This window comes from Metabacillus idriensis (genome assembly GCF_050483325.1).
Classification (GTDB): Bacteria; Bacillota; Bacilli; order Bacillales; family Bacillaceae; genus Bacillus_P; species Bacillus_P idriensis_A.
In genome coordinates this window covers 40,776-64,612 of the sequence record NZ_JBCMYF010000007.1, presented here as the reverse complement: position 1 = coordinate 64,612, position 23,837 = coordinate 40,776, and the positions used below count along the sequence as shown (strand labels likewise).

At 41.5% G+C, this 23,837-nt stretch carries 15 protein-coding genes and 1 riboswitch; of the genes, 8 read left to right on the top strand and 7 right to left on the bottom strand.

Features of this window, described 5'->3' with window-relative positions:
* Positions 1-48: 48 nt before the first annotated feature.
* Both ABEQ24_RS04740 and ABEQ24_RS04735 read left to right on the top strand, forming a co-directional pair.
* Entirely contained in the window at positions 49-1,587 is a 1,539-nt protein-coding gene (locus tag ABEQ24_RS04740) for an alpha-amylase family glycosyl hydrolase (RefSeq protein ID WP_430005699.1), read from the top strand.
* A 165-nt stretch (positions 1,588-1,752) separates the two neighbouring features.
* Complete coding sequence (locus ABEQ24_RS04735; protein WP_430005715.1) at positions 1,753-2,799, top strand: LacI family DNA-binding transcriptional regulator; 1,047 nt, start codon at positions 1,753-1,755, stop codon at positions 2,797-2,799.
* A 410-nt stretch (positions 2,800-3,209) separates the two neighbouring features.
* Here ABEQ24_RS04735 and ABEQ24_RS04730 read toward each other — a convergent pair whose 3' ends face one another.
* Positions 3,210-5,600, bottom strand: coding sequence for a penicillin acylase family protein (locus tag ABEQ24_RS04730; RefSeq protein ID WP_430005698.1), 2,391 nt, complete (start codon positions 5,598-5,600; stop codon positions 3,210-3,212).
* A gap of 300 nt (positions 5,601-5,900) precedes the next feature.
* On the opposite strand from ABEQ24_RS04730, the gene ABEQ24_RS04725 reads away from it, so the two are divergent.
* The 3 genes from ABEQ24_RS04725 (at position 5,901) to ABEQ24_RS04715 (ending at position 11,993) form a co-directional block, all read left to right on the top strand.
* Positions 5,901-10,127 carry a tetratricopeptide repeat protein gene (locus ABEQ24_RS04725; RefSeq protein WP_430005697.1) on the top strand — a complete coding sequence of 1,409 codons (4,227 nt, stop codon included), beginning with the start codon at positions 5,901-5,903 and terminating at the stop codon, positions 10,125-10,127.
* Between the two features lie 17 nt (positions 10,128-10,144).
* Positions 10,145-10,909, top strand: a complete 765-nt coding sequence (locus ABEQ24_RS04720; protein WP_430005696.1) for a phosphotransferase family protein — start codon at positions 10,145-10,147, stop codon at positions 10,907-10,909.
* Between the two features lie 145 nt (positions 10,910-11,054).
* A complete protein-coding gene (locus ABEQ24_RS04715) occupies positions 11,055-11,993 on the top strand; it encodes a manganese-dependent inorganic pyrophosphatase (RefSeq protein ID WP_430005695.1) in 939 nt (312 codons plus the stop codon).
* A gap of 85 nt (positions 11,994-12,078) precedes the next feature.
* On the opposite strand, the gene ABEQ24_RS04710 is transcribed toward ABEQ24_RS04715, so the two are convergent.
* The 6 genes from ABEQ24_RS04710 to ABEQ24_RS04685 all read right to left on the bottom strand — a co-directional run bounded on the left by ABEQ24_RS04710 (position 12,079) and on the right by ABEQ24_RS04685 (position 19,862).
* Positions 12,079-12,213: a YjcZ family sporulation protein gene (locus ABEQ24_RS04710; protein WP_430005694.1), complete on the bottom strand. Its 135-nt coding sequence runs from the start codon at positions 12,211-12,213 to the stop codon at positions 12,079-12,081.
* A 159-nt stretch (positions 12,214-12,372) separates the two neighbouring features.
* Positions 12,373-12,555: a hypothetical protein gene (locus ABEQ24_RS04705; protein WP_430005693.1), complete on the bottom strand. Its 183-nt coding sequence runs from the start codon at positions 12,553-12,555 to the stop codon at positions 12,373-12,375.
* 141 nt (positions 12,556-12,696) lie between these two features.
* A complete protein-coding gene (locus tag ABEQ24_RS04700; RefSeq protein ID WP_430005692.1) occupies positions 12,697-13,566 on the bottom strand; it encodes an SDR family oxidoreductase in 870 nt (289 codons plus the stop codon).
* A 139-nt stretch (positions 13,567-13,705) separates the two neighbouring features.
* Complete coding sequence (metH, locus tag ABEQ24_RS04695) at positions 13,706-17,125, bottom strand: methionine synthase (RefSeq protein WP_430005691.1); 3,420 nt, start codon at positions 17,123-17,125, stop codon at positions 13,706-13,708.
* Complete coding sequence (locus ABEQ24_RS04690) at positions 17,118-18,971, bottom strand: bifunctional homocysteine S-methyltransferase/methylenetetrahydrofolate reductase (protein WP_430005690.1); 1,854 nt, start codon at positions 18,969-18,971, stop codon at positions 17,118-17,120. Before ABEQ24_RS04690 ends, metH begins: the two co-directional genes overlap by 8 nt.
* Before the next feature lie 81 nt (positions 18,972-19,052).
* Positions 19,053-19,184: riboswitch (SAM riboswitch) on the bottom strand.
* Positions 19,185-19,370: 186 nt separating this feature from the next.
* Positions 19,371-19,862, bottom strand: coding sequence for a YajQ family cyclic di-GMP-binding protein (locus ABEQ24_RS04685; RefSeq protein WP_430005689.1), 492 nt, complete (start codon positions 19,860-19,862; stop codon positions 19,371-19,373).
* A gap of 270 nt (positions 19,863-20,132) precedes the next feature.
* Here ABEQ24_RS04685 and ABEQ24_RS04680 point away from each other — a divergent pair, with 270 nt between their 5' ends.
* The 3 genes from ABEQ24_RS04680 (at position 20,133) to ABEQ24_RS04670 (ending at position 23,825) form a co-directional block, all read left to right on the top strand.
* Entirely contained in the window at positions 20,133-20,987 is an 855-nt protein-coding gene (locus tag ABEQ24_RS04680) for a CvfB family protein (RefSeq protein WP_430005688.1), read from the top strand.
* 205 nt (positions 20,988-21,192) lie between these two features.
* Positions 21,193-22,161, top strand: coding sequence for a BMP family lipoprotein (locus tag ABEQ24_RS04675; RefSeq protein WP_430005687.1), 969 nt, complete (start codon positions 21,193-21,195; stop codon positions 22,159-22,161).
* An 11-nt stretch (positions 22,162-22,172) separates the two neighbouring features.
* Positions 22,173-23,825 (top strand): methyl-accepting chemotaxis protein, encoded by a 1,653-nt coding sequence (locus ABEQ24_RS04670; RefSeq protein ID WP_430005686.1) that lies wholly within the window; start codon positions 22,173-22,175, stop codon positions 23,823-23,825.
* Positions 23,826-23,837 lie beyond the last annotated feature (12 nt).

Genomic DNA, 23,837 nt, shown 5'->3' with positions numbered 1-23,837 from the left:
GCAGTATTTGACACGGGGCAGCTATTACGCAGTAAGGGGGGCAGAGGGATGTTTAAACGTATCGTGCAAGTACTGATCATCCCTTTTTTCCTTCTCTCAGGTTTTTCAGTGAACACTGTTCAGGCAAAAGAGAAGGAAGAACGATCGTGGCAAGATGAAAGCATGTATTTTATAATGATTGACCGCTTCAATAATGGCGATACAAGCAACGATTTTGAAGCAAATCCCAAGAATCCTAAGTCATATCACGGCGGAGATCTTCAAGGGATTATCGATAAGCTGGATTACATTCAGGAAATGGGGTTTACATCTATTTGGCTGACTCCGGTCTTTGATAATGAAGAAGGCGGCTATCACGGGTATTGGATACGCGATTTTAAAAACGTGGATGAAAACTTTGGAACACTTGAGGACTTCAAAACGCTTGTAAAAGAAGCGCACAAACGGGATATGAAGGTCATGCTTGATTTTGTTGTCAATCATACGGGCTATAAGCATCCATGGCTGAATGATCCTGAAAAGAAAGACTGGTTTCATGAAAAGAAGGATATTGCCGACTGGCAAAATCAAGAGGAAGTAGAAAATGGCTGGCTGTTTGGCCTGCCGGATTTAAACACCGAAAATCCTGAAACGAAAGCCTATTTAATGGATGCTGCCAAATGGTGGATTACGGAAACAGACGTCGACGGTTATAGACTTGACACCGTTCGCCACGTTCCGAAAGCCTTTTGGGAAGAATTTTCAAAAGAAGTAAAATCAGTGAAAAAAGATTTCTTCTTGATGGGCGAAGTTTGGGATAAAGATCCCCGCTACGTTTCTGGGTATACGGAAGCTGGTCTGGATTCTGTCGTTGATTATCCTTTTTATGATGATGCTTCTAAAGTGTTTTCTAATGCAGGAGGATCGGCAGGGGTACTTGCCAACGTGTTTAAACGCAATCAAATTCTTTATAAAGATCCATATATTTTAGGCAATTTTATAGATAATCATGATAATGAACGTTTCACAAGGAAAGCCATTGCAAATAATCAAAATCCGGTGACCCGGCTAAAGATGGCTCTTGCATACATGTATTCTGCACCTGGCATGCCAATTGTTTACTATGGAACAGAGATTGCGATGGACGGCGGCAATGATCCGGACAATCGCCGCATGATGAACTTCCGTGCCAATGAAGATCTCATTAAGTATGTGTCAAAGCTTGGTAAGATCCGTTCTGAATTTCCTTCATTAAGACGAGGAGAAATGGACGTTTTATATGACGAAAAAGGAATGACCATTCTAAAAAGAACCTATAAGGATGAAATGACGGTTATAGCGTTAAATAATTCCGCTGAATCAAGAAACGCCGTTATTCCCGCTAATGCGATTGAAGAAAATAAAGAGCTGCGCGGACTGCTGACAGGTGATATGACAGAAGAAAAAAACGGAGAGTATGAGTTTATTCTCGACCGTGAAACAGCTGAGATCTTTGAAGCTGGGGAAAAAACCGGCCTGAACGTGCCGTTAATCAGTGTGTTCTTGGCAGTTCCGGCAGTATTTGCAGGGTTCTTATACATGAACAGAAGAAAGAAGCAGGCATCTTAATGCCGGTGATCCAAAGAGAAATGAGTTGATTTCTCTTTGGTTATAAAAGCTTCAAGGTGAATGCGTTTACAAAGTGGTTATTTATAAAAGAGTATGTTAAATTAGACTTTTCAATTTGGAGAGAAAACATCGCTCCAAACATGTTGAAAGTAAGAGAGGGATGGGATTGTGGCAACAATAAAAGATGTCGCAAAATTAGCAAATGTAGCTCCATCAACTGTATCGAGAGTGATTGCTAATAACCCGCGTATAAGTGAGAAAACAAAAGAGCGAGTAAGAGAAGCAATGACGGAGCTTGGGTATCATCCGAATTTCATAGCCAGAAGTCTTGCAAATCAATCGACTCAGGCAATTGGAATCGTGATTCCGGGTTCTGCCGATAAAGCCTTTTTAAATCCCTTCTTTCCGGAAGTGATCCGCGGCATCAGTAAAGGAGCTCACCAAAAACACTATGCCCTGCATATGTCCACCGGTGAAACCGATGCTGAAATTATGGAAGGCGTCATTCATATGGTTGAAGGAAAACGGGTGGACGGCATTATTCTCTTATATTCACAAGTAGATGATAAACTGACAAAATACCTGCTTATGAAAAACTTCCCGTTTGTCATTGTCGGTAAACCATTTAAGGATGTTGAGTTAATTACTCACGTAGACAACGATAATTACCGGGCAGCAAAAGAAGTAACAGAACATTTGATCGAGCTTGGACACAAACGCGTTGCTTTTATTGGAGGTAATCTTAAGCTTGTGGTAACAGTTGAACGCCTTTTAGGATATGAGAAAGCAATTCGAAATGCAGGACTTGAATACCGCGATGACTACATTGTGCATGCTCAATTTCTTAAAGAAGGCGGGCAGGCAGCTGTTCAGGAATTGTTTAAATTAAGTGAGCCGCCGACTGCGCTCGTCGTAGCCGATGATCTAATGGCGCTTGGAGTGCTGAATATGCTTGATGACATGGGCATAAATGTACCTAATGACGTATCAGTTGTATCGTTTAATAATGTGATGCTGTCAGAAGTTTCAAGACCGCCGCTTACGACTGTGGATATTAATATTTTTCAATTAGGCTATGAAGCTGCCAAGCATGTCATTCAGCTGGTGGAAGATCCTAATGATCCAATTAAACGGATTATTATTCCGCATAAGCTTATGAAAAGGCAGTCATGCAAGGGATTTTTACAAGAAGAAAAGCTGCATCATGCATGAAGCTAAAGAGTCTGCCCGGAGGAATCAGGGCGGCTTTTTTTTGTGTGAAAAGAATACCCTGGACAGTGAAAAACAGAATTTCAGGTACCCATTCAATCTATGCGCAACCATCTGGGAGGTATCTGGAAAAAAGAAAGTATTTCTTCCAATCCCGCAAGTATTTCATCGGTTTTCGCCAGAAAAAGAGGCATGCAGGCAAGTAAATCCATCATTTTGGAAAGTAAAGCTGATGAACCCCCTGTATTTGGCCGGCAAAGTTCGGGCAGATTCAGGCTCTTTTTAAGAAAGAAAACTAAATTCACGAAAAGAGAATACCAACAGAAAATAAGGTTGAATGTGTCCGCAAAAAAACCACCCGATATCACGGGTGGCTTTTACTCAATAGGCAGAAGACAAGAATTCGTTTCTCACTAATTTCCTTTTTGCGGCAATAAAGTTAAGCTTTCTTTCTTCTGATCCGCGTTTAAATATGTCTGATGATAGGTTCCGGTCATCCAATCATCAATCTGATCTTGATACCAATCGCTTTTCACATGGCCGGACTGGCCAGGTCCGACAATATGGTGTCCTTTTGTCATTTCGGCCGCATCGATGACAAAGCGCCAGGAAGCGCCGTGATTGACAATGCCTTCAGGATTATAACTTGCGGCGCCGACTGTAATTTGACTGCCGCCGACAGGCTGCGGTTTTTCGTTATTAAACAGCCATTTTAATACTGGTGAGGCCGAAGACAGAGGGTGGCCGAAATAAAGCTGATGGTAGTCGCCCCATTTCCATTCCTCTGGGTTATCGCCGTATTCTGTTTGAAGAGATGCGACGACATTCCCAAATGAAGTGAGCAAAACGCGATCAAGCCCTCCATTATCTGTGATCCATTCAGACTCATCTCCATTAAAAGCGCGTCTGAGCAGTTCATCAACAATTCCCTGTTTTCCTTCAAATAAGGCGTCCATTTCTTTTGGAACAGCATCTTTAAAAAGAGTGACGGGTAGTTCTTTCATCAACAAGTGGAAGAGGAGAGGGGCACTCATTTCTTTATTATCTTCCAAGTTCCATTTTGCAAGCAATTCAATAGAAGCTTTTTCGGCCTTATTTAAATTGCTCTCACTGATTCTTTTAAGAATGGCGGGCAAAAATTCCTCAGCATACAAATTTCGCTGATCCATCTGCAGTTTTTTCATATCGTGTAATGTAAGCTTATCCTCAGTCTCCAAAACCTCTTTAATTCTCATATAACGATAGGGCTGCGCCCAATGATGGCTAATATGGTAGGGGTACGAATCATCAATCACCTTATTGTTTGCGGTAGCAACAAATCCTTCCTTAGGGTTGACCGCGCGGGGAAGCTCATCATAAGGAATGAATCCTTCCCATTCATATTCATCCGTCCAGCCAGGTACAGGTATCAGGCCGTCACCTTTTTTCCGGATCGGGATTTTTCCGTTTGCCTTATAAGCAATTGTTCCATCTGCCCCGGCAAAAACAAAATTTTGGGTTGGCACGTGAAAATCTTCAAGAGCCTGTTCGAATTCGTTCCAGTCTTTCGCTTTATTCATTGAGAGCACTGCCTGGAATTCGGCAGAAGGCATAAGAGCTGTCCATTTCATGGCGAGAGCTGTATCCTGTTTTTTATCCAACGTAAATTCGGACATGACCGGGCCGTGCCGTGTTTCGATCACCTCATAATCAATGGTCTTTTCATCCTTCACCACGATTGGTTCTTTAAACACCTTCGCATCTTCCCATTTGTCGTTGTATAAAAATTGCCGCGGATTATCGGGATTGCGTTTTTCAATATATAAATCCTGTACATCAGGCCCCGTATTTGTCACACCCCAGGCAATATACTCATTGTGTCCAAGAATAATTCCCGGGACCCCGGCAAAAATAACCCCGCTGACATTCATGCTGTCACTCTGCAGATGCATTTGATACCAGATTGAAGGGGTGGCAAGTGAGAGGTGGGGATCGTCTGCAAGCAGAGGTTTCCCGCTTTCGCTTTTTTCACCGCTCACAACCCAGTTGTTGCTTCCATTAAATTCGGGTGGAATGATGGCACTTGCAAAGCTTTTCTCCATGTTCATATTCACTTCTTCATAAGCAGACAGAATTTCAGGGGCATCCTTTGGATAGGAAGGAAATAAGTCATATGCTTTCTCTTTTGGAAAAGTATCAAGCGCCCAGTAGCGGAACGCCTGCCCTGACCAATGGCCTCCTAAATCAAAAGCCATGTATTTGCCGATGGTGAGGGAATCAATTGGTGTCCATTCTGCCGGTTCATATTTAAGCAGGCTGAATTCAAGAGGCAGTGTCCCTTGTTCTTTTGCGTCTTTTATAAAAGCATTTACACCATCTGCAAACCACTGCATGGCGTTTTTTGAAGATTGATCATACTCAGGATAAGAAGCTTCAGCTGCTCTTCTCAAACCAAGCGTTCTGAAAAATTTGTCATTGTCAACAGTTGCCGTTCCGACTACTTCACTCAGCATGCCGGATGCTTGTCTTCTGCTTAAATCCATCTGGAAGAGGCGATCCTGAGCCTGCACATATCCTTGTGCGATGTATAAATCTTTGTCTGATTGCGCTCTAATATGCGGTACCCCGTTTTTATCCCTCGTTACTTGGACTGCATCGGTCATTCCTCTGACAATAACTTCTCCATTTAATTGGGGAAGACTTTTCTGAATGAAAAGGTTTACATAAATGAATAATCCAATTAGAAGAAAGAGAATGGCGAAAGCTCCAATCCATAGACCTCTCCGTCTCCGGGGTACTAACCTGCGTTCTGCCTTAGCTTCCATGATCCTCACACTCCATCTTTCAGTTAAGTGAATATATTACACTCCTTTTTTGAAAATCCTGTGTACTGAAAAAAAATTTATAGGCAAATGACTATTTATACATTCAAAATGAGAGAAACGAAGGATTCCATTGGCCTTATTTTGTTAAAGTAATGTCTTCTCACCTCCAATAATAATAAGCTGAAAATCTGCAAAGAAACGTGCAGGTTTTCTGTTAGAAAATGGCTTACAAAACATATAAAACAAAGTATATTAAAAAAGAACAAATAAATATTTTGAATAATCCGGCGAGGGGTAAATATGAATCTATCATACATAGAAGAAACGCTGAAAAAACATGACTATTCAGAAGCAATAAAGCACTTTTTGAAAGAATACAGTGAAGTTGTGGAGGAGAATAAGCTTTCACGCTTTCGAAAGTTTATCCGATCTTACAAAGATGAAAGCCAATTAAAATATTTTCTTCAGGTTATAGATGCATCATTAATGGAGCAGCTTGGCGGAATCATGATAAGAGACAGCTATCGGAGATTAAAATCTCCTCTGACGGCTATTTGGTATTGCCAGCAGCTTATTGATGAGAACAAGCTGATAGAGGCTGAAGAATTATTAAAAGAAATAGAAAAGCAGGAACTCACTGATGAATGGAAGGAAAAGCTTTATTTCACAATGGCAAGTGCACTTATGGGGATGCGGCGATTAAAGGCAGCGTTTCAATATATGAAAAAATGTGATGAAGCTTCCAGTGATCCGGCAGAAATGCTCTGGGCGTATTACTTTTTGCAAAGCGGAGATTGGGACAAGGCTTTGAAATGCTTAGAGGCCGGCAAGAAAGATGAAAAAGATGGTCTGAACGCCTACTTGCTGCTTGTTCAGCATCATGCGCTTCAGGGAGACGCAGAACAAGCTCGAATCACCTTAGAAGAAGGCTTATCCCTTTATCCGGATTTTCCAAAGCTGATCGTTGAAAAAATCAGGCTGTGCTATAAACAGAAGTTCTGGAAGGATATGAAAATGGCGATTTCAGAGCTGCATTCGCTTACTCCTTTTCATGAATATAAGAGAATGGCCGAGTATTACATGGCTGATTCCTTATACGAGCAGAAAGAATTTGACAAGCTTGAGGTGTTTTTAGCGGAGCATATTGAATTTAATAAAGAATCCCATTATAAAAATTTTACCGGCCGGGCAGACCATGCTTCTAAAACGGTGAACTTCAAGCCGGTCGTGCAAAAATATAATTATTGTGTTCCTGCATGTGCAGAAATGATTTTCAGTATGTTCGGCAAGAGATATACACAAGATGAAATTGCAGAATCAGTCTTTCATGCTACAGGTTCAAAGTTATCTAAAATGATTGAGTACTTCGAAGAAAAAGAGTTTACAAGCAGGTATTTTTTGGGGAATCCTGACATTTTAAAAACGATGATTGATCTGGATGCGGCCGTTATGATCAATATCGATTATCCAACAACCTCCCATGTTCAATTGCTTGCGGGATATGATGACAATTTGAATGTTTTCCACGTTCAGGATCCAAATCTCAGAACCGCCCATGAAGTCTCGTATGAAGATTTTGAGCAGGAATATGGGAACAATGGAGTCTTATCTGTAGCCGTTCTTCCTGAAAAAGAAGCTGATAAATTGAATGTATTATCTCTACATGAACACGAATTAGCAGTAAAGCTTTTTTCAATGACCGAGGTCTCGAACAAGCAGCTGAGTGTTGATGAACAAGCCTTTCTAAAAGATAATCTTCACAATATGGCTGTTGCAGCCTGCGTCATTAAATATCTTCCCGGAATAGTGGCAGAAGAAATACTGGATTCAGCTGCCATGTATGTCTTTGAGCATTCTAAGGAATCTGAATACCGCAGTCTTTCTGCTGCCATGGCTTATTTCAGCATAAAAAACGATGAGCGTGCATTGGAGTACTTGGAGCAGCTTCCATTCAAACAGTATTTGGCGGCTTATTGGTATGCAAAAGGCAGAATAAGCTATAACAAGGATGATTATGATGGTGCATATGAGGCATTTAAGGAAGCATTGAAATCAGAACCGGATGATCATATCCTGTGGGGATATCTCGCTCTGACTGAACTCAATCGGGACCGTGTTCAGGAAGCATTGAGATATTCAGAGATTGCGATGGACATTAATGAAGATGATGCTTTTTCACTGATTAACCATGGACTTATTTTAATGGAAATGAACGAGTTTGAAAAAGCCAGAAATCTCTTCCACTCTTTCTTAAAAAGTGAGAAGGAGGACGGGTATGTGTGGTTTCAGCGGGCAAGGTGCGATAAAGAATTAGGGAAATATAAGCTTGCAAGAAGAGGTTTTCAGACTGCAATAGCACTCGATCCGGAAGTGCCGCTTGCATATAAAGAGCTTTCAGGGCTTTACGAAATCGTTTACGAAGATGTTTCTAAAGCGAAAGAGATCCTAAAACAGGGGATTGCAGCTGCAAAAGACAAACAGATGCTCCTCCATGAAGCGGGAGATATATCTGAACGTGCCGGGGAACTTGTTCGGGCCAGACAATTTTTTATGCAGGCTGAAGAGCTCGATCCGAAAGATGTGTATGCGCGTATTTCTCTAGCCGCTCTTTATAAAGAGGAAGGAAAAACAGATCAATTTTTCAAAGCCATTCACTGCTATTACGAACAATTCCAGGAAGACAGTGAATTTCTTATCAACGCAGGAAAGCTGATGTTCGCCGCAAGCGCAGAAATGAAAGAAAAAGACTCACATATAGATCTCGCACTTTCTTATGCAGAAAAAGGAATTTTATTTGCGGATGCCGATATTGGGGAAGCCATTGAGATCTATGTTGATCTCGTCTCTGAAACGCCGTACTCACGCCGGGGAATTAAATTTTTAGAAAGCTTAAGAGAAGGAAAAATAGACGAATTTCTTCTGATCAGCTATATCGGCTGTTTATATGAGTCAGAGGGTCTTTTGGATAAGGCGAAACAGTATTTAAATCAGGCCGCTGCCTTAAATAAGGAGGATATTCTTCCGTTTTACCGGCTTGGGGAGATTGCTTTTAAACAAGAAGATTATCGCGAGGCAGAAAAACAGTATAAACGGGTGCTTGAGCTTGATCCTGCACATGAGCAGGCGATGCTTGACCTTGCGGGTATCGCAAATGCCAGAGAGGACAGGAAATCAGAAAAGAGATACCTGCTGTCTGCCTTTGAAGCGGACCCTTATTGTGTTTCGGTCGAAGCGCTGCTCGAGGTTCTTGAACTTCAGCCGGAAATTGAAGCGTTTAAAGAGCTTCTATTAAGGGCGAATGTTGAAAAAGCCTTCCTCCATGATGCCCTTGCCCATATTCACGGAAAGCTTGGAAATCTGAAAGAAGAAGAAGAAAATTTGAACAAGGCATTTGCCCTTGCGCCAGCCCAATTGCAAATCCTTCATCATCAAGTCAAGCTCTGGATGAAGCAGGGAAAAATGAAACAAGCAAAATCCCAGCTCCTCACACTGATTATGGAAAATCAGGAGAATAAGCTTCTATATGAAACGTGGATTGAAATGATGATTGGCACAAAGTCCATGCATAAACTTGAAAATGAAATAAAAAAAATGAAGCTTGCAGGTGAAGAAAAAAGCATTGTCTTCATGAATGCAGCTGCTGCATATGAACGGCAAATGCAATCTATGCGTGATGCATACGAAGAGATGGAAGAACAAAAAGGCTGGCTGAAGCGGTTCACGAATTTTTCGAAGATGAGCCTGAAATTTGGAACACTGATTGGCCTTTATGAAGAGGCATTGAAACATGACCGGGAAAATGTTACAGCCCTTATGTGGTATGTCGAATTTCACTTGGATGCGGGATTAGCGGAAGATGCCATTAAAATTCTGGAACAGTGGCTCCGCTATCAGTGGGAGACTGACGCTGCCTTCAAGCTGGCTGTCCTTTATATAAATGAATTCGGAAATGTCCCGGAGAAAAAAGCTGTTAAGTACTTGTCGGGGGCATGCAGCGTTATTGAAACGCTGCTTGAAGAAAATGAGGATCCCGATTATCTCGTTGTCCTTGGAATAGCCTTGCTTGAACTTGGAGAATTGGAAGAATCAGAACAAGCTCTCATGCGTGCAGTGAAAATCGAGCCTGCTGTTGAAAAAGGATACTTCCACTTGGCCAGAGTCTATGAAGCTATAGAACAGTACAGCAAAGCAGAAGAAACGATCCTGCATGCTATCAATTTAAATCCGAATGATCATGACAATTACAATCAGCTCGGACTGATTTACCGGCATCAGCATAAACCAGGACAAGCACTTGAAGCCGTTGAGAAAGCTATCTCAATAGAGCCTGAGGATTTAATCAGTTTGTATAACAGAGCTTGTTATCTTTCAGCTCTGGGAAAATACAAAGAATCTGCCGTGCAGCTGGAGGCTCTTTATGAGCTTGATGAAGAATTTATTTTCACTGAGATGGCAGACGATGACGAAGATTTAGAATCACTGAAAGAAGCGGGATATTTTCCGATAAATCCGCTGATGAAAAGATAATGTTTGAGGAGATGGATTTGATCGGCGAAGGCTCGACAGCTATTACGTATTCTTACGGAAAAGATAAGGCTGTTAAGATGTATAGATATGATTCAGCAGCTATTCGTTACGAATTTGAAGTGAATAGATACTTGACTGAAATCGGCCTCAGCGTTCCAAAAGCTTATGAGATTGTGACCATTGACGGTAAAGAAGGAATTGTTTTTGAAAAAGCAGCAGGCCAGCCGTTAACAGCTGAAATGATGAAAAGTCCTTCACGAGCAATACAGGGTTTGAAGAGGATGGCAAGGCTTCATGCTGATATCCATGAAAAACCCGCAGAATCTCTAAAAAACCAGAAGAGTTCTATTGCAATGAAAATCCATGCTTCAAGTCTTTCTGATACAGAAAAGACAGCGATAGTGGACCATTTAGCTTCTCTTTCCTCTGGAAAACAGCTTTGTCACGGGGATTTTCACCCAGATAATATAGTAATCTCTGCCGGCAATTCTGCAGTGATTGATTGGGCTGATGCGGTGTGCGGGCATCCTATGGCTGATCTTGCCCGGACTATTCTGATTTTAAGGTTTGGCGGATTGAACACGAATGATGCCATTATGGGGTTCATCCGCAAATGGTTGTGCATGCTGTATATTCGAGAATATAAAAAACATCGTACATTCACTGCTGAGGAGTATTATGCGTGGGAACTGCCATTAGCTGCAGCAAGACTTTCAGAATCCATTCCGCCTCATGAAAAGCAAAAGCTGCTTGCAGTCATAAGGCCGTACTTGAAAAAGTAAGCAAAACGGTTAATAATAAGGTGTATCTTTAATAAACTTTTAAAAATTAGACAGTGATCAGCACAATTTTCTGTTAAAATAAGAAAATATACGCCCCTTGATGCGGCAAAAATTCTAGAGTATTTACAGCAAAGGAGTTTTTTAAATGGAAAAAGTTTTAATCTTTGGTCATAAAAATCCAGATACAGATACAATATGCTCTGCCATTGCGTATGCTGATCTTAAAACAAAGCTTGGTTTAGATGCTGAGCCTGTGCGCTTAGGTGAAATCAATGGTGAAACTCAGTTCGCTTTAACAGCTTTTGGGATTGAAACTCCCCGCTTTGTAGAAACAGTTGCAAATGAAGTCAGCCAGGTTATTTTAGTCGACCATAACGAGCGCCAGCAAAGTGTAAGTGACATTGACGATGTTCGAGTGCTTGAAGTGATTGATCATCATCGCATTGCGAATTTTGAAACAAGTGATCCTTTGTATTATCGAGCAGAGCCAGTAGGCTGCACAGCAACCATTTTAAACAAATTGTACAAAGAAAATGGAATCAGCATTCCTAAAGAAATTGCTGGATTAATGCTTTCTGCGATTATTTCAGATTCACTATTGTTTAAATCACCTACATGCACAGATCAGGATATAGCAGCTGCGCGTGAATTAGCTGAAATTGCAGGAGTAGATGCTGAGGTCTATGGTCTTGATATGCTTAAAGCAGGTGCTGACTTAAGCGGCAAAACAGTGGCTGAGCTGATTTCACTTGATGCTAAGGAATTTTCTATGGGCAACTATAAAGTAGAAATTGCGCAAGTGAACGCTGTAGATCCTAACGATGTTTTCATTCATAAAGAGGAAATTGAAGCCTTGATTTCCGCTGTTATCGCTGAAAAAGAGTTAGATTTATTCATTTTTGTCGTAACAGATATTTTAATCAATGATTCGGTAGCACTCGCTCTTGGACGCGAAACACGTGCTGTAGAACAGGCATATGATGTGAAACTTGTGGACAACACAGCTGTTTTAAAAGGCGTAGTTTCCCGCAAAAAACAAATCGTACCTGTTATTACAGACATTTTGACAAGTGCACAAGTTTAAGCTGAAACGCATGGATACATCGGTATTCATGCGTTTTCTTATACAAAAAAAGGCTTCCCCTATAAGGGAAGCCGTTCACCTGTCATCAGCAATAGCCAGGGCCGTAGCCTGCGCCGCCTACAAAAGAAGCACCGATGATAATCAATAAAATAAACAATACGATAATTAATGCGAAACCGCTGTTATAGCCGCCGCCGCAATTTCCTCCGTCTTTACCCATTAAAAATTCCTCCTATTGTTAAATCTTGTTGATGAGCATTTTCATGTCTCAGAGTTAAGGTATGCCGGAGGAGGAATTATGTTAGCCTATTTATGGAGAGCGGCAGCGTAAAGTGAAATAAAAACTAAAAAAACCGGCAAATAATCTGCCGGTTTCCCGCTATTTTTTAAATAAAGCTTTGAATGCTTTAAAGATCAGTACTAAAGAAAATACTAAAATTGATAAAGTGCCAACGAAAGTTATAAAAGGCGCTAAGAAAGCTAAGAATGCAGGTAATGACAGTTCAAGTAAAGCAAAGCCGGCAAGAATGGCAGCCAAGAACAAGAAAATTAAACGGTCCATTGATTTTCCCCCCTTTCTGATACATTATATGTATGCGCTTTCAAAAAAGTAGCGGTCATTCACACATTTATATAAAGAGAAAAAAATTTTCAAACAAAAATACGCCCTGAATCAGCAAATTCAGGACGTTCTAAAATAGGTTTATCCGTTAATGATTTTTCCGCCATTTACATGAATCATCTGACCTGTAATATATGTGGAATCATTGCTTGCAAGGAAAACGTAGCTTGGTGCTAGTTCGTCAGGCTGACCGGGACGTCCCATAGGTGTGTCCGCTCCAAATTCTGAAACTTTCTCTGCATCGAAGGTAGATGGTATCAGAGGAGTCCAGATTGGACCTGGCGCAACTCCGTTTACCCGAATTCCTTTTTTAACAAGAGAAGCGGAAAGAGATCTGGTAAAGGCTGTAATCGCGCCTTTCGTTGATGAGTAATCGATCAGCTGGTCGTTCCCTGCATAGGCTGTAATGGAAGATGTATTGATAATGCTGCTGCCTTGCTTCATATGTGGAAGGGCAGCTTTTGTCATATAAAAGAAGGAGAAGATGTTTGTTTTAAACGTCCGTTCAAGCTGTTCTTTTGAGATTTCCTCAATTCCCGCCTGTGGATGCTGTTCTGCTGCGTTATTTACAAGAATATCAATTTTTCCAAGCTGACCCACGGTTTCAGATACGATTTCTCCGCAGAATGATTCTTCTCCAATATCTCCAGGCATCAGAATGCATTTGCGGCCTTCCTGTTCAACAAGCCGTTTTGTTTCATTGGCATCCTCATGCTCGTCCAAATAAGAAATGACAACGTCAGCGCCTTCCTTTGCATAATGGACAGCAACGGCCCGTCCTATACCTGAATCTCCGCCTGTAATAATAGCCACCTTATCAAGCAGCTTCTCACTGCCCTTATATTGAAGTGCATCAAACTCAGGCTGAGGGTTCATTAAGTTCTCATGCCCCGGCTGAACCTCCTGATGCTGTGCAGGCATTGTTTTTTTGTTTTGACTATCTTGGCTCATTCAAATCCCTCCATGGTTTAATCTTAATTAGTATGGTGAAAAGGTTGTTGAATATGTAGCTGTTATGTAGAATATATTCCCTGTGTGTATGAGATGAAACGTAAAAAATTTTAATGAAAAAAGAACTAAAACCGAAGTTTTAGTTCAATACATTGAAATATCTTGCTTCAGGATGAGCGACTACGATTGCCGTTACAGAAGCTTCCGGCTCCATCATAAAGCCCTCCGTCAAGTTCACGCCGATATCTTCAGGTGCAATGAGGTCAAATAATTTTGCCTGGTCATCCAGATTCGGACAGGCAGGGTATCCGAAGGAAAAGCGCTGACCTTGGTATTTGGCAGAAAAGCGCTGGTCCATAGTGAACTCAGGAGAATCAGGAAAACCCCATTGATCGCGGATCAGCTGGTGAGTCCGTTCTGCTAATCCTTCAGCAAGCTCAAGTGCCAGTGCCTGTACCACATGGCTCTTCAGGTAATCACCCTGTTCTTTAAAGCGGTTGGCAATTTCCCTCACTTTTTTACCGGCCGTTACGGCAAAGAAGGAGACATAGTCTCTTTGTTTGCCGTCTTCTTTTGGACGGATGTAATCGGATATACAGCGGTGCGGGAGCTTTGATTGCCTTGGGAAATCAAATGTCTGCAGTGTTTTTTCTGTTTCAGGATCAAGAATGTGCAGACTATTGCCATCAGATTCTGCCGGGAAAAATTGATAGACAGCTGCAGGCTGAAACCATTTTTCCGCGTAGCCCTGTTTAAGAAGTTCATCGATAGTTTCTTTTAAGGCAACCGCTTTTGGATCTTTATTTTTAAGCATTTCTTTTACTTTTCCTTTTAGGCCAAGATGATGGCCTATCAGCATCTGCATGTTAATGTAGGGAATCAGATGTGACAGGTCAATATCTTTAATAATGTGCCGTTTGCAGTCTTCTGGCTGAAAATAAGGAGATGGTGTGAGCTCTGCTCTTTTTTCCAGCAATTCCGTTACAGCAGGAGTAGCTTTCTTTTCAGCGGATCTTTCTGGAACGGCGTCTTTTTTCTTGAATTGTGAGGGATCCACTCTGATCCGGTTAGCTAGGGAAAGTCCATCCATAGCGTCCTTGGCATAAATGACAGGACCGCTGTATTGAGGCGCAATTTTTCCGTCTGCAAATTTTCTGGATAAAGCAGCACCGCCAACCATGATTGGAACAGAAATTTCAGCTTCTTTTAAATCCTGTGCAGTTAAAACCATTTGCTGCGCAGACTTTACGAGAAGACCTGAAAGTCCTACAATATCAGGATTTTCTTTTTTAACCGCAAGAATTAAATCCTGGGGTGTTACTTTTATGCCTAGGTCCACAACCTTGTAGCCATTGTTGCTTAAGATGATATCGACTAAATTTTTCCCGATGTCATGTACATCACCTTTGACAGTTGCCAGCAGAATTTTGCCTTTTCCGCTGTCATCCTTTTTTTCCATGTGAGGTTCTAAAAAGGAAACGGATGCTTTCATGACTTCTGCACTTTGCAGTACTTCAGCAACAATCAGCTGATTTGTATTAAACAGCTCTCCAACCTCAGCCATGCCTTTCATTAGAGGACCGTTGATAATATCCAGCGGTGCCGCGTACTCTTTTAAGGCAATTTCAAGATCTGCCAGAAGTCCTTCTTTCGTGCCCTCGACTACATATTGAGCAAGACGTTCCTCTAGTGGAAGAGATTGAACCGGTTTTTTTACCGTCTTCTTTTTCCCTCTATAGTGGTTTGTGAAAGCAGCCAATGTGTCGTCATTTGTGTTGAAAAGCAGAGTTTCCGCCATTTCAATTTCCTCTTTTGGAATGGACGCAAATCGTTCAAGTTTCTCTGTATTGACAATGGCATAGTCCAGTCCAGCCTGTGTACAGTGATACAAATAGACCGCATTCAGCACTTCGCGCCCCACAGGCGGGAGTCCGAATGATACATTGCTTACGCCAAGGATAGTCAGGCATTGCGGCAGCCGCTCTTTTATTAAGCGTATGCCCTTTATCGTTTCTTCAGCTGATCCGATATATTGCGCGTCTCCCGTTCCGACAGGGAAAACGAGTGGATCAAAAATAATATCTGATGGATTCAGACCGTGTTTTTCTGTCAGCAGCTCAAATGAACGAACAGCGATATCAAGTTTTTGCTCAGCCGTAAGCGCCATTCCTTTTTCATCAATCGTTCCGACAACAACAGCTGCACCATATTTATGAATGAGAGGGACGACAGCGTCAAATCGTTCTTCACCGTCTTCTAAGTTGATTGAATTGATGATCACTTTCCCTTGAGAATAGGAGAGTGCTTTTTCAATCACGTTCTCATCGGTTGAATCGATGACAAGCGGTGCTTTTACTTTTTTTGTGATTTCCTGCATAAATGCTTCCATATCTTCTAATTCTTCGCGGTCTGGATCAGCAAGACAGATATCAATAACGTGTGCGCCGTTTTTCACTTGCGCACGGGCAATTTCAGCTGCTTCTTCAAATTTTCCCTCCGCGATTAATCGTTTGAATTTTCTGGAGCCAATAACATTAGTCCGTTCTCCTACGAATAGCGGCCTCATCGAATCATCATAAATCAGCGGATCGATGCCTGATACAGTATGAGCTGGATCGCGTCCCGGAACGGAGCGGGGAACGAGTTCACCTACAGCGTCAGCAATGGCCGTAATATGTGCAGGTGTCGTTCCGCAGCAGCCGCCGACAATGTTCAGCCAGCCCTGCTCTGCAAATCCTTTCACTTTTTGTGCAAGAGAACGTGGAGATTCGTGATAATTCCCTTCCTCATCAGGCAATCCCGCATTAGGATAGCAGCTGACTGCCGTATGAGCCATACCTGACAGTGTTCTGATATGGTCCGTCATAAATTCAGGTCCCGTGGCACAGTTAAGGCCTACAGATAAAGGCTTCATGTGCTCAAGCGAGATGAAAAAGGCTTCAATATCCTGACCTGCAAGTGTTGTTCCCATAGGTTCAATTGTTCCTGAAATCATCAGCGGAATTTCTTTGCCTGCTTGTTCAAAGGCTCGTTTAATGCCAAGAAACCCTGCTTTCACGTTTAATAAATCCTGACTGGTTTCAAGGAGCAGCAAATCAGCGCCGCCGGCGAGCAGACCGAGTGTCTGTTCCTCGTAATTTTCAATAAGCTCCTCAAACGTTGCTCCGCCTGTGACTGACAATGTTTTTGTTGTTGGGCCCATTGAGCCTGCGACGTAACGCGGCCATTCCGGAGCAGAATACTTTTCAGCTGCTTTCTTTGCAATCTCCGCCGCTTTTTTATTTAATTCAAAAGCGAGGTGACCAAGGTTATATTCATCAAGAACAATTTTAGTCGCGCCAAATGTGTTGGTTTCGATAATATCTGCTTTCGCTTCCAGGTAAGCATCATGAATGGATTCGATGACTTCGGGAGCAGTAATCGTTAAATATTCATTGCAGCCCTCGTATTCTTCGCCGCCGAAATCAGCTGCTGAAAGATTTGCATCCTGAATCATGGTGCCCATCGCTCCATCAAGAACGAGGATTTTTTTCTCAAGCTGTGTTTTTATATCAGACATGCGTAATCTTCCTTTCATCGACCTCAGTTTGTTTCTTATGAATATAGTTTGTCAGTTCAACGGTTAATTCATAGTTTAAAAATGGTGTAATTAAGTAGATTCCATTAAATAAGTCAAAGGCAGCATCAATCAATCTTTTAGCAATAGCGAGTCCTTCCTGATAGGCTTTCTCACGATTATCACCAGTCTTAGCCATTCGTTCCCGGATACTGTCAGAGAGAGTAATGCCCGGTATTTCGTTATGAATAAACTCAGCGTTGCGGCTGCTAGTGAGCGGCATAATTCCTATATAAATCGGAACGGTTAAATGCTTCGTCTCCTCATACACATCAATCAGCTGTTTTTCTGAGTAAATAGGCTGCGAGATGAAATAATCTGCCCCGCAGGAAATTTTTTTCTCAAGCCTTTTTACCGCTTTATCAAGATATTTGACATTAGGATTAAACGCGGCAGCTACTGAGAAATTGGTTTTTTCTCCAAGCGGTTTTCCTGAATAAGAAAGACCGTCGTTAAATTGCTTGATTAGGCTGATCAAATCAAAAGATGAAAGATCATAAACGGATGTGGCTCCCGGAAAATCCCCAATTTTAGATGGATCGCCAGTGATTGCTAAGACGTCTGTAAGTCCAAGTGTATGAAGACCCATTAAATGAGATTGAAGGCCAATTAAGTTCCGGTCGCGGCATGTAATATGAATTAATGACCTGAGCCCAATTGTCTGCTGAACAATGGACCCAACAGCAACATTGCTTATCCGGGGTGATGCAAGCGAGTTATCCGCAAGTGTTAAGGCATCGATTCCAGCTGTCTGCAGTGCTTTTGCACCTTTTAGAAATTTGTCGATTCCAAGTTTTTTTGGAGGATCGAGTTCTACAATCAGGGAACGTTTCTTGCTCACTATTTCCTGCAGGGGAGGGTACTTTCTTTCAGCAGCTGACGAGACAGAAATCTCTTCTTTTCTGATTTTCACTTTCTTCTCTGTAACAGGAGGCAGGCCTTTAAGCGCAGCCGCCATTGCTTTAATGTGCAGCGGTGTTGTGCCGCAGCACCCTCCAATCAGCCTTGCTCCCTGGTTTCTGAAGGCAAGAGCACTTTCTGCAAAATATTTTTCTCCTGAGCCATACACAAGTCTGCCTTCCTCAAGGGTAGGCAAGCTGCTGTTTGGATAAACAGATAGGTATGCTTTATCAGGCAGCGGAATTTCTTCAAGTGATGAAAGCATATGATAAGGTCCCAGTCTGCAATTCAGTCCGACAATATCAGCACCAAGTGCTTCAAGCTGAGAAAGACCTTCATGCAGGGGTGTCCCGTCCTGCAGCACACCAATTTCGTGCAGGGAGATGTTTGTGATAATCGGGATATTCGTTTCTTTTCTTGCTATCTCTAATACTGTTTTTATTTCTTCGAGGTCGTAGTAGGTTTCAAGCAGAAGCCCGTCGACCTGTTCACTGAGCAAAAGGTAAAGCTGTTCTCTGAAATTTCTTTTAATGTCTTCAAGAGAATAGGCGTTTTTTTTGAAAGCACGGATGCCTCCAATGGTGCCGAGAACATAAGTGTCATTGCCGGCTGCTGATTTTTTGGCAATTTGAACAGCAGTTCGGTTAATCGCTCTGACTTCATCTTCTAAACCGTATCTTGAAAGCTTAATATAATTGGCTCCGTAGGTATTTGTCTGAATGACATCAGCGCCGGCTGCAATATATGCCTTATGGACATTTAAGATTTCATCAGGCTTTGATAAATTCAATTCTTCGAAACACCGGTCCACTCCGTGAGAATAAAGCAGTGTTCCCATTGCTCCGTCACCAATCAGGATCTTGTTCTGTAAATCGTTTAAAAGTGTCAAACTAAGAAAACCTCCTTCATGCAAGTAAAGAAAAACAAAAAAAGCCTTCCAAGAAGAAGACTTTTGAACGTTCATGACTTCTTCTTATCGTTCGATGGATGCATCGCTGGAATTAGCACCTTGGAATGAAAGCTCTGCTGAATACAGATGGTTTCATTAAGCCAGGTTGCTGAAGCTTCAAAGGGCCAGTCCCTCAGCTTCTCTAGATAAGAATGGTGAAATATGAAATTAGCAAAAAGATATTATATCTAATTTACATGTTTTTTCGGATAGATTCAATACAAAAGTAAAAGTTTTCTGAATAGACGGGGAATTTATTGAGGAGAGAGTTTAATGGAAAGCCTTCTGAACAGCAAAACGAACACCCGGCTGAGAAGAGCCCCCGGGTGTTCGTTCACTTTATCTGAAATTAAGAAACTGGACGTCAATTGGCAAGTCTGCACCGCGAACGGCAGCAATCACCTGCTGGAGGTCGTCCTTATTTTTGCCGGTTACGCGTACCTGATCATCCTGAACCTGTGTTTTTACTTTTAAACCAGAATTTTTAATAATGGCATTAATCTTTTTGGCATTATCCTTATCAATACCCTGAATCAGCTTAGCACGCTGGCGAATCGTACCGCCTGATGCGCCTTCAATTTTACCGTAATCAATATTTCGTGTCGCTACATTGCGCTTAATCAGTTTGGAAATAAAAACATCCTTTAACTGATCCATTTTAAACTCATCATCTGAAACTAGAACAAGCTCTTCTTTTTCAAGTGAAATGCTGCTTTTGCTCCCTTTAAAATCATAGCGCGTGCCGATTTCCTTCATTGTCATCGTAATCGCATTCGTCACCTCCGGCATATCCACCTTCGAGACAATATCAAAAGAACTATCCTTCGCCATAAGAATCCCTCCAAGAACTTTGTATTATCCTTAGATTATAGTAGAATGTACTTGAGATAACAAATAACGAAGTGCGGAAGCTCCCGTTTAGCCCCGACAGGCAGATAAGGATCCGCCAGTAAAGGTGCTTTTTGCCTTTACTGGCGGATCTGTTCTGACCGAGGGGGTGGGAGCTGGAGCCGGACAAGGCAAAGCTCACAAGCTCCCCGCCTAATCAGTTTAACAATAACAGCAAATTCAACCTGCAAAAGAAAGGAACGAAAATCACTGATGAATCCAGGAACGTTTATGACGCTTTCAATAGATGAAAAATTAGATTATGGCTACTATTTAACAGACGGAGAAAGCCGTGTGCTGCTTCACAAAACTGAAATCACGGAGCCGATTGAAGACAAACAAGAGGTTGAGGTTTATCTAATTGTCGATCATGAGGACCGTCTTGCTGCAACAATGAAAAGACCGAAAATTACTGAAGATCATTACGACTGGGTAGAGGTTGTAAGTGTAAGAGAAGATATGGGAGCATTTGTTGACATTGGCTTATCCAAGGATGCGCTGGTGGCAAACGATATTCTTCCCGCATTTATTGAAGTCTGGCCTGAAGAAGGGGACATGCTTTATTGTTCTTTGAAAGTAACGAAAAATGGCAGGTTTTTCACGAAGCTTGCTACGGAAGATGTCATGCAGGAGAACATTGTCTCAGCGGAAAGTGCAGCCAACAATCAAACCGTAACAGGCAGAGTGTACAGAATGATCATTGCCGGATCATACATGATCACAGAAGAAGGCTACAAAGGATTCATACACTCTTCGCAGCGTAAAAGAGAGCCGAGACTTGGCGAGCTTGTAACAGGACGCGTAATTGATGTAAAAGAAGATGGAACAATCAATGTATCCCTTCTGCCAAGAAAGCATGAAGCATTGGATGCAGACGCCCAGCAGCTTTATGATTACATGGAATCAAGAGGCGGGGCAATGCCATTCTTCGATAAAAGCGATCCTGAAGATATTAAAGAACGCTTTAACATGAGCAAAGGCGCGTTCAAGCGTGCAATCGGCACATTAATGAAAGCAGGGAAAGTTTATCAGGAAGACGGCTGGACATATTTCAAAAAGGAACAGTAAGCGGTTTGATCGCTTGCTGTTTTTTTTTTGAGCAACTGCAGATTTGATTGATGTAACTCAGACTTTGACAGAAAAAATCAAAAAATGACTGATATTATGCTGTTCTCTTAAAAAAATTATACGCAAAACCCTTCCAGCAATAAAGATTTCCGAAAATCAGTCGATATGACATGAGGAGATACTTTTAAAGGGAGAGAAACCATTAATGAAAAGAAAACATAGAGCGATACTGCTTTCGTTTTGCCTCATGATGCTGCTTTCAGGCTGCGGAAAATCAGAATCTGTGAGTAAGGCTGATGAAAAAATAAAGGTGGGCATAATGTTGTCTGATGTCGGACTTGGCGATCAGTCATTTAGTGATTCAGCATTTTCAGGGCTGATGAAATCTCGTGATGAGCTTGGCATTTTATTCGATTACAGAGAAATTAAAGATACCGGGACCTATGAAAAGGGATTAACTGAATTAGTTAAAGAAGGCAATGACTTAGTTATCGGATTAGGTTTTATGGTTCAGGAGGATCTTGAGAAAACAGCGAAAAAATTTCCTGAACAGAAATTTATTTTAATTGATGCCGTTTCAGAGCTCGATAACATCACGTCAATCACATTTAAAGAGGAAGAGGGCAGCTTTTTAGCAGGAGCTGCTGCTGCCATGACATCAAAATCGAGTACAGTCGGATTTATTGGAGGAGCTGATGTTCCGCTCATCAATAAGTTTGCCGATGGATTTTCAGAAGGCGCAAAGGCAATTAATCCGGATATAAAAATCATAACGGAATATGCCAATGATTTCGGCGACGATAAACTTGGAAGTGAAATAGCGGAAAAAATGATTGGCAATAAGGCTGATGTTTTATATGCTGCCGCTGGTTTTACTGGTGTAGGTGCACTAAAAGCTGCACAGGATAACGGAGTTTACGCAATTGGGGTTGACAGCGATCAGTATTTTTACGCAGAAAAATCAGTCATAACTTCTATGCTCAAAAATGTAGACGTAGGAATCTACAAACTGCTTAAAGAGTATGTAAGGGAAAAAGAAGTACCTGATGGTCATATTGAATTAGGTTTAAAAGACAATGGCGTTCAGCTGGCGCCAATCCGTGTTATTTCATTTACGGAAGATCAGCAGAAAACCCTTGATGAATGGCAGAAAAAATTAGCAGAAGGCAACTAGGGGGATTACTTGTGTCACTTAAGAAAAAGCTTTTGCTGAATTCACTCAGCATCATTATTATGGCTACTTTGATGATTGGTTTTATTATTGTAAATATGCTTTCCATTCAATCATCTAATCAAAATGAGGTTCCGGTCCTATTAAATATAGAAAAACTGCAGGGAGAGCTTACTGTAACAAAGCAAAGCCTGAACAACTTTGCCTTTTCATTGACAGATGCCCAAAAAGAGGAAACCTTACATGCATTGCAGAGAAATGAAACGCTTTTAGAGGAATTGAATCAAATCGTGAAGGATAAAAATACGAAGCAAGCTCTGCAAAAGGCTGCAAATAAATTTACTGCTTTAAAAGAAGAAACAGGGCAGGCACTGAATGAAAAAAATCAGGCAGAAGCGAAGCGTCAGTCTGTCCGGGTTGATGGAGTTTCAAATGATGTGCACTTGATGAACATTTATGCGAATGAACGATATGAGATGCTTCAGGGGAATTTGAAAAAACAAATCGAATTCGTTATTTTATCTGCAATAATTGGTACAGTTCTTTTAATTTTACTATCTTCTTATCTTGTCATTCGCATGACCAATGCCATTACAAAGCCGCTAAAAGGGCTTTCCCATCAGGCAAATGAAATTGCAAATGGCAATTTGGCAGTGAACATGATCACTTACAAAGGAAAAGATGAAATCGCTGCACTGAACGATTCTTTCACTGCAATGACTCATCAGCTTAAAGGACTTCTATTCTCAATCGACAGCGTAAGTAAAGAAGTAGAAGGTTTTGCAAAAGATCTCGAAGGAGAGAACAGGATATTAACTGAAATCAGCAATCAGGTAGCTGTTTCTACAGATGAACTATCGGCAGGATCTCAATCGATTTCTACAGACCTTCAAGATGCGGTCACTTTGATTGAGAGAATGGATTTTGATTTCAGCGAAAATGTCAACCGGACTGAACAATCCGTTCAATACGGAAAAGAAACGGTTAACGCCATTGCATCAGGGCAGAACGCCATTAAAGCGCAGCGGAAGCTCATTATGGAAAATATGAATACAACTAGGCAAATTGAAGAATCAACTAAAACATTTATTGGGTATATGACGAAAATAGAAGATATGGCTAAGGTTGTTTCAAATATTGCAAATCAGACGAATTTGCTTGCATTAAATGCTGCTATCGAAGCTGCACGTGCCGGTGAGGCAGGCAAAGGCTTTGCTGTTGTTGCTGCTGAAGTAAGAAAGCTTGCAGAAGAATCCACCGGTGCAACAACTCAAATATTTGAAATGGTAAGTCTGATTCAGTCAGGAATATCCAGTATTTCAGATTCTGTTGTAAATGGGGTATCGATTGCCGAAAAACAGCAGAACGGAATGGATCATACAACAAGTGCTTTTGAAGATATTGATCATAAAGTAAAAGGAATTACATCAGAATTAAATGAGTTAAAAACAGGAATGCTGAATTCAAAACAACTCGGAGAACAAGTGCTGCAAAATGTAGAAAGCATCAGCGCCGTGGTAGAAGAGACAGCAGCTGGCAGCGAGGAAATATCAGCTTCGACAACTGAACAGCTCATGGCTTTTGAAAAGATGGTAGAAAAAGTGATTGAACTAAGACAGCTTACAGATGATTTAAATCAGACGCTTTCAAAGTTTAAGCTTCAATAAAACGAAAACAGC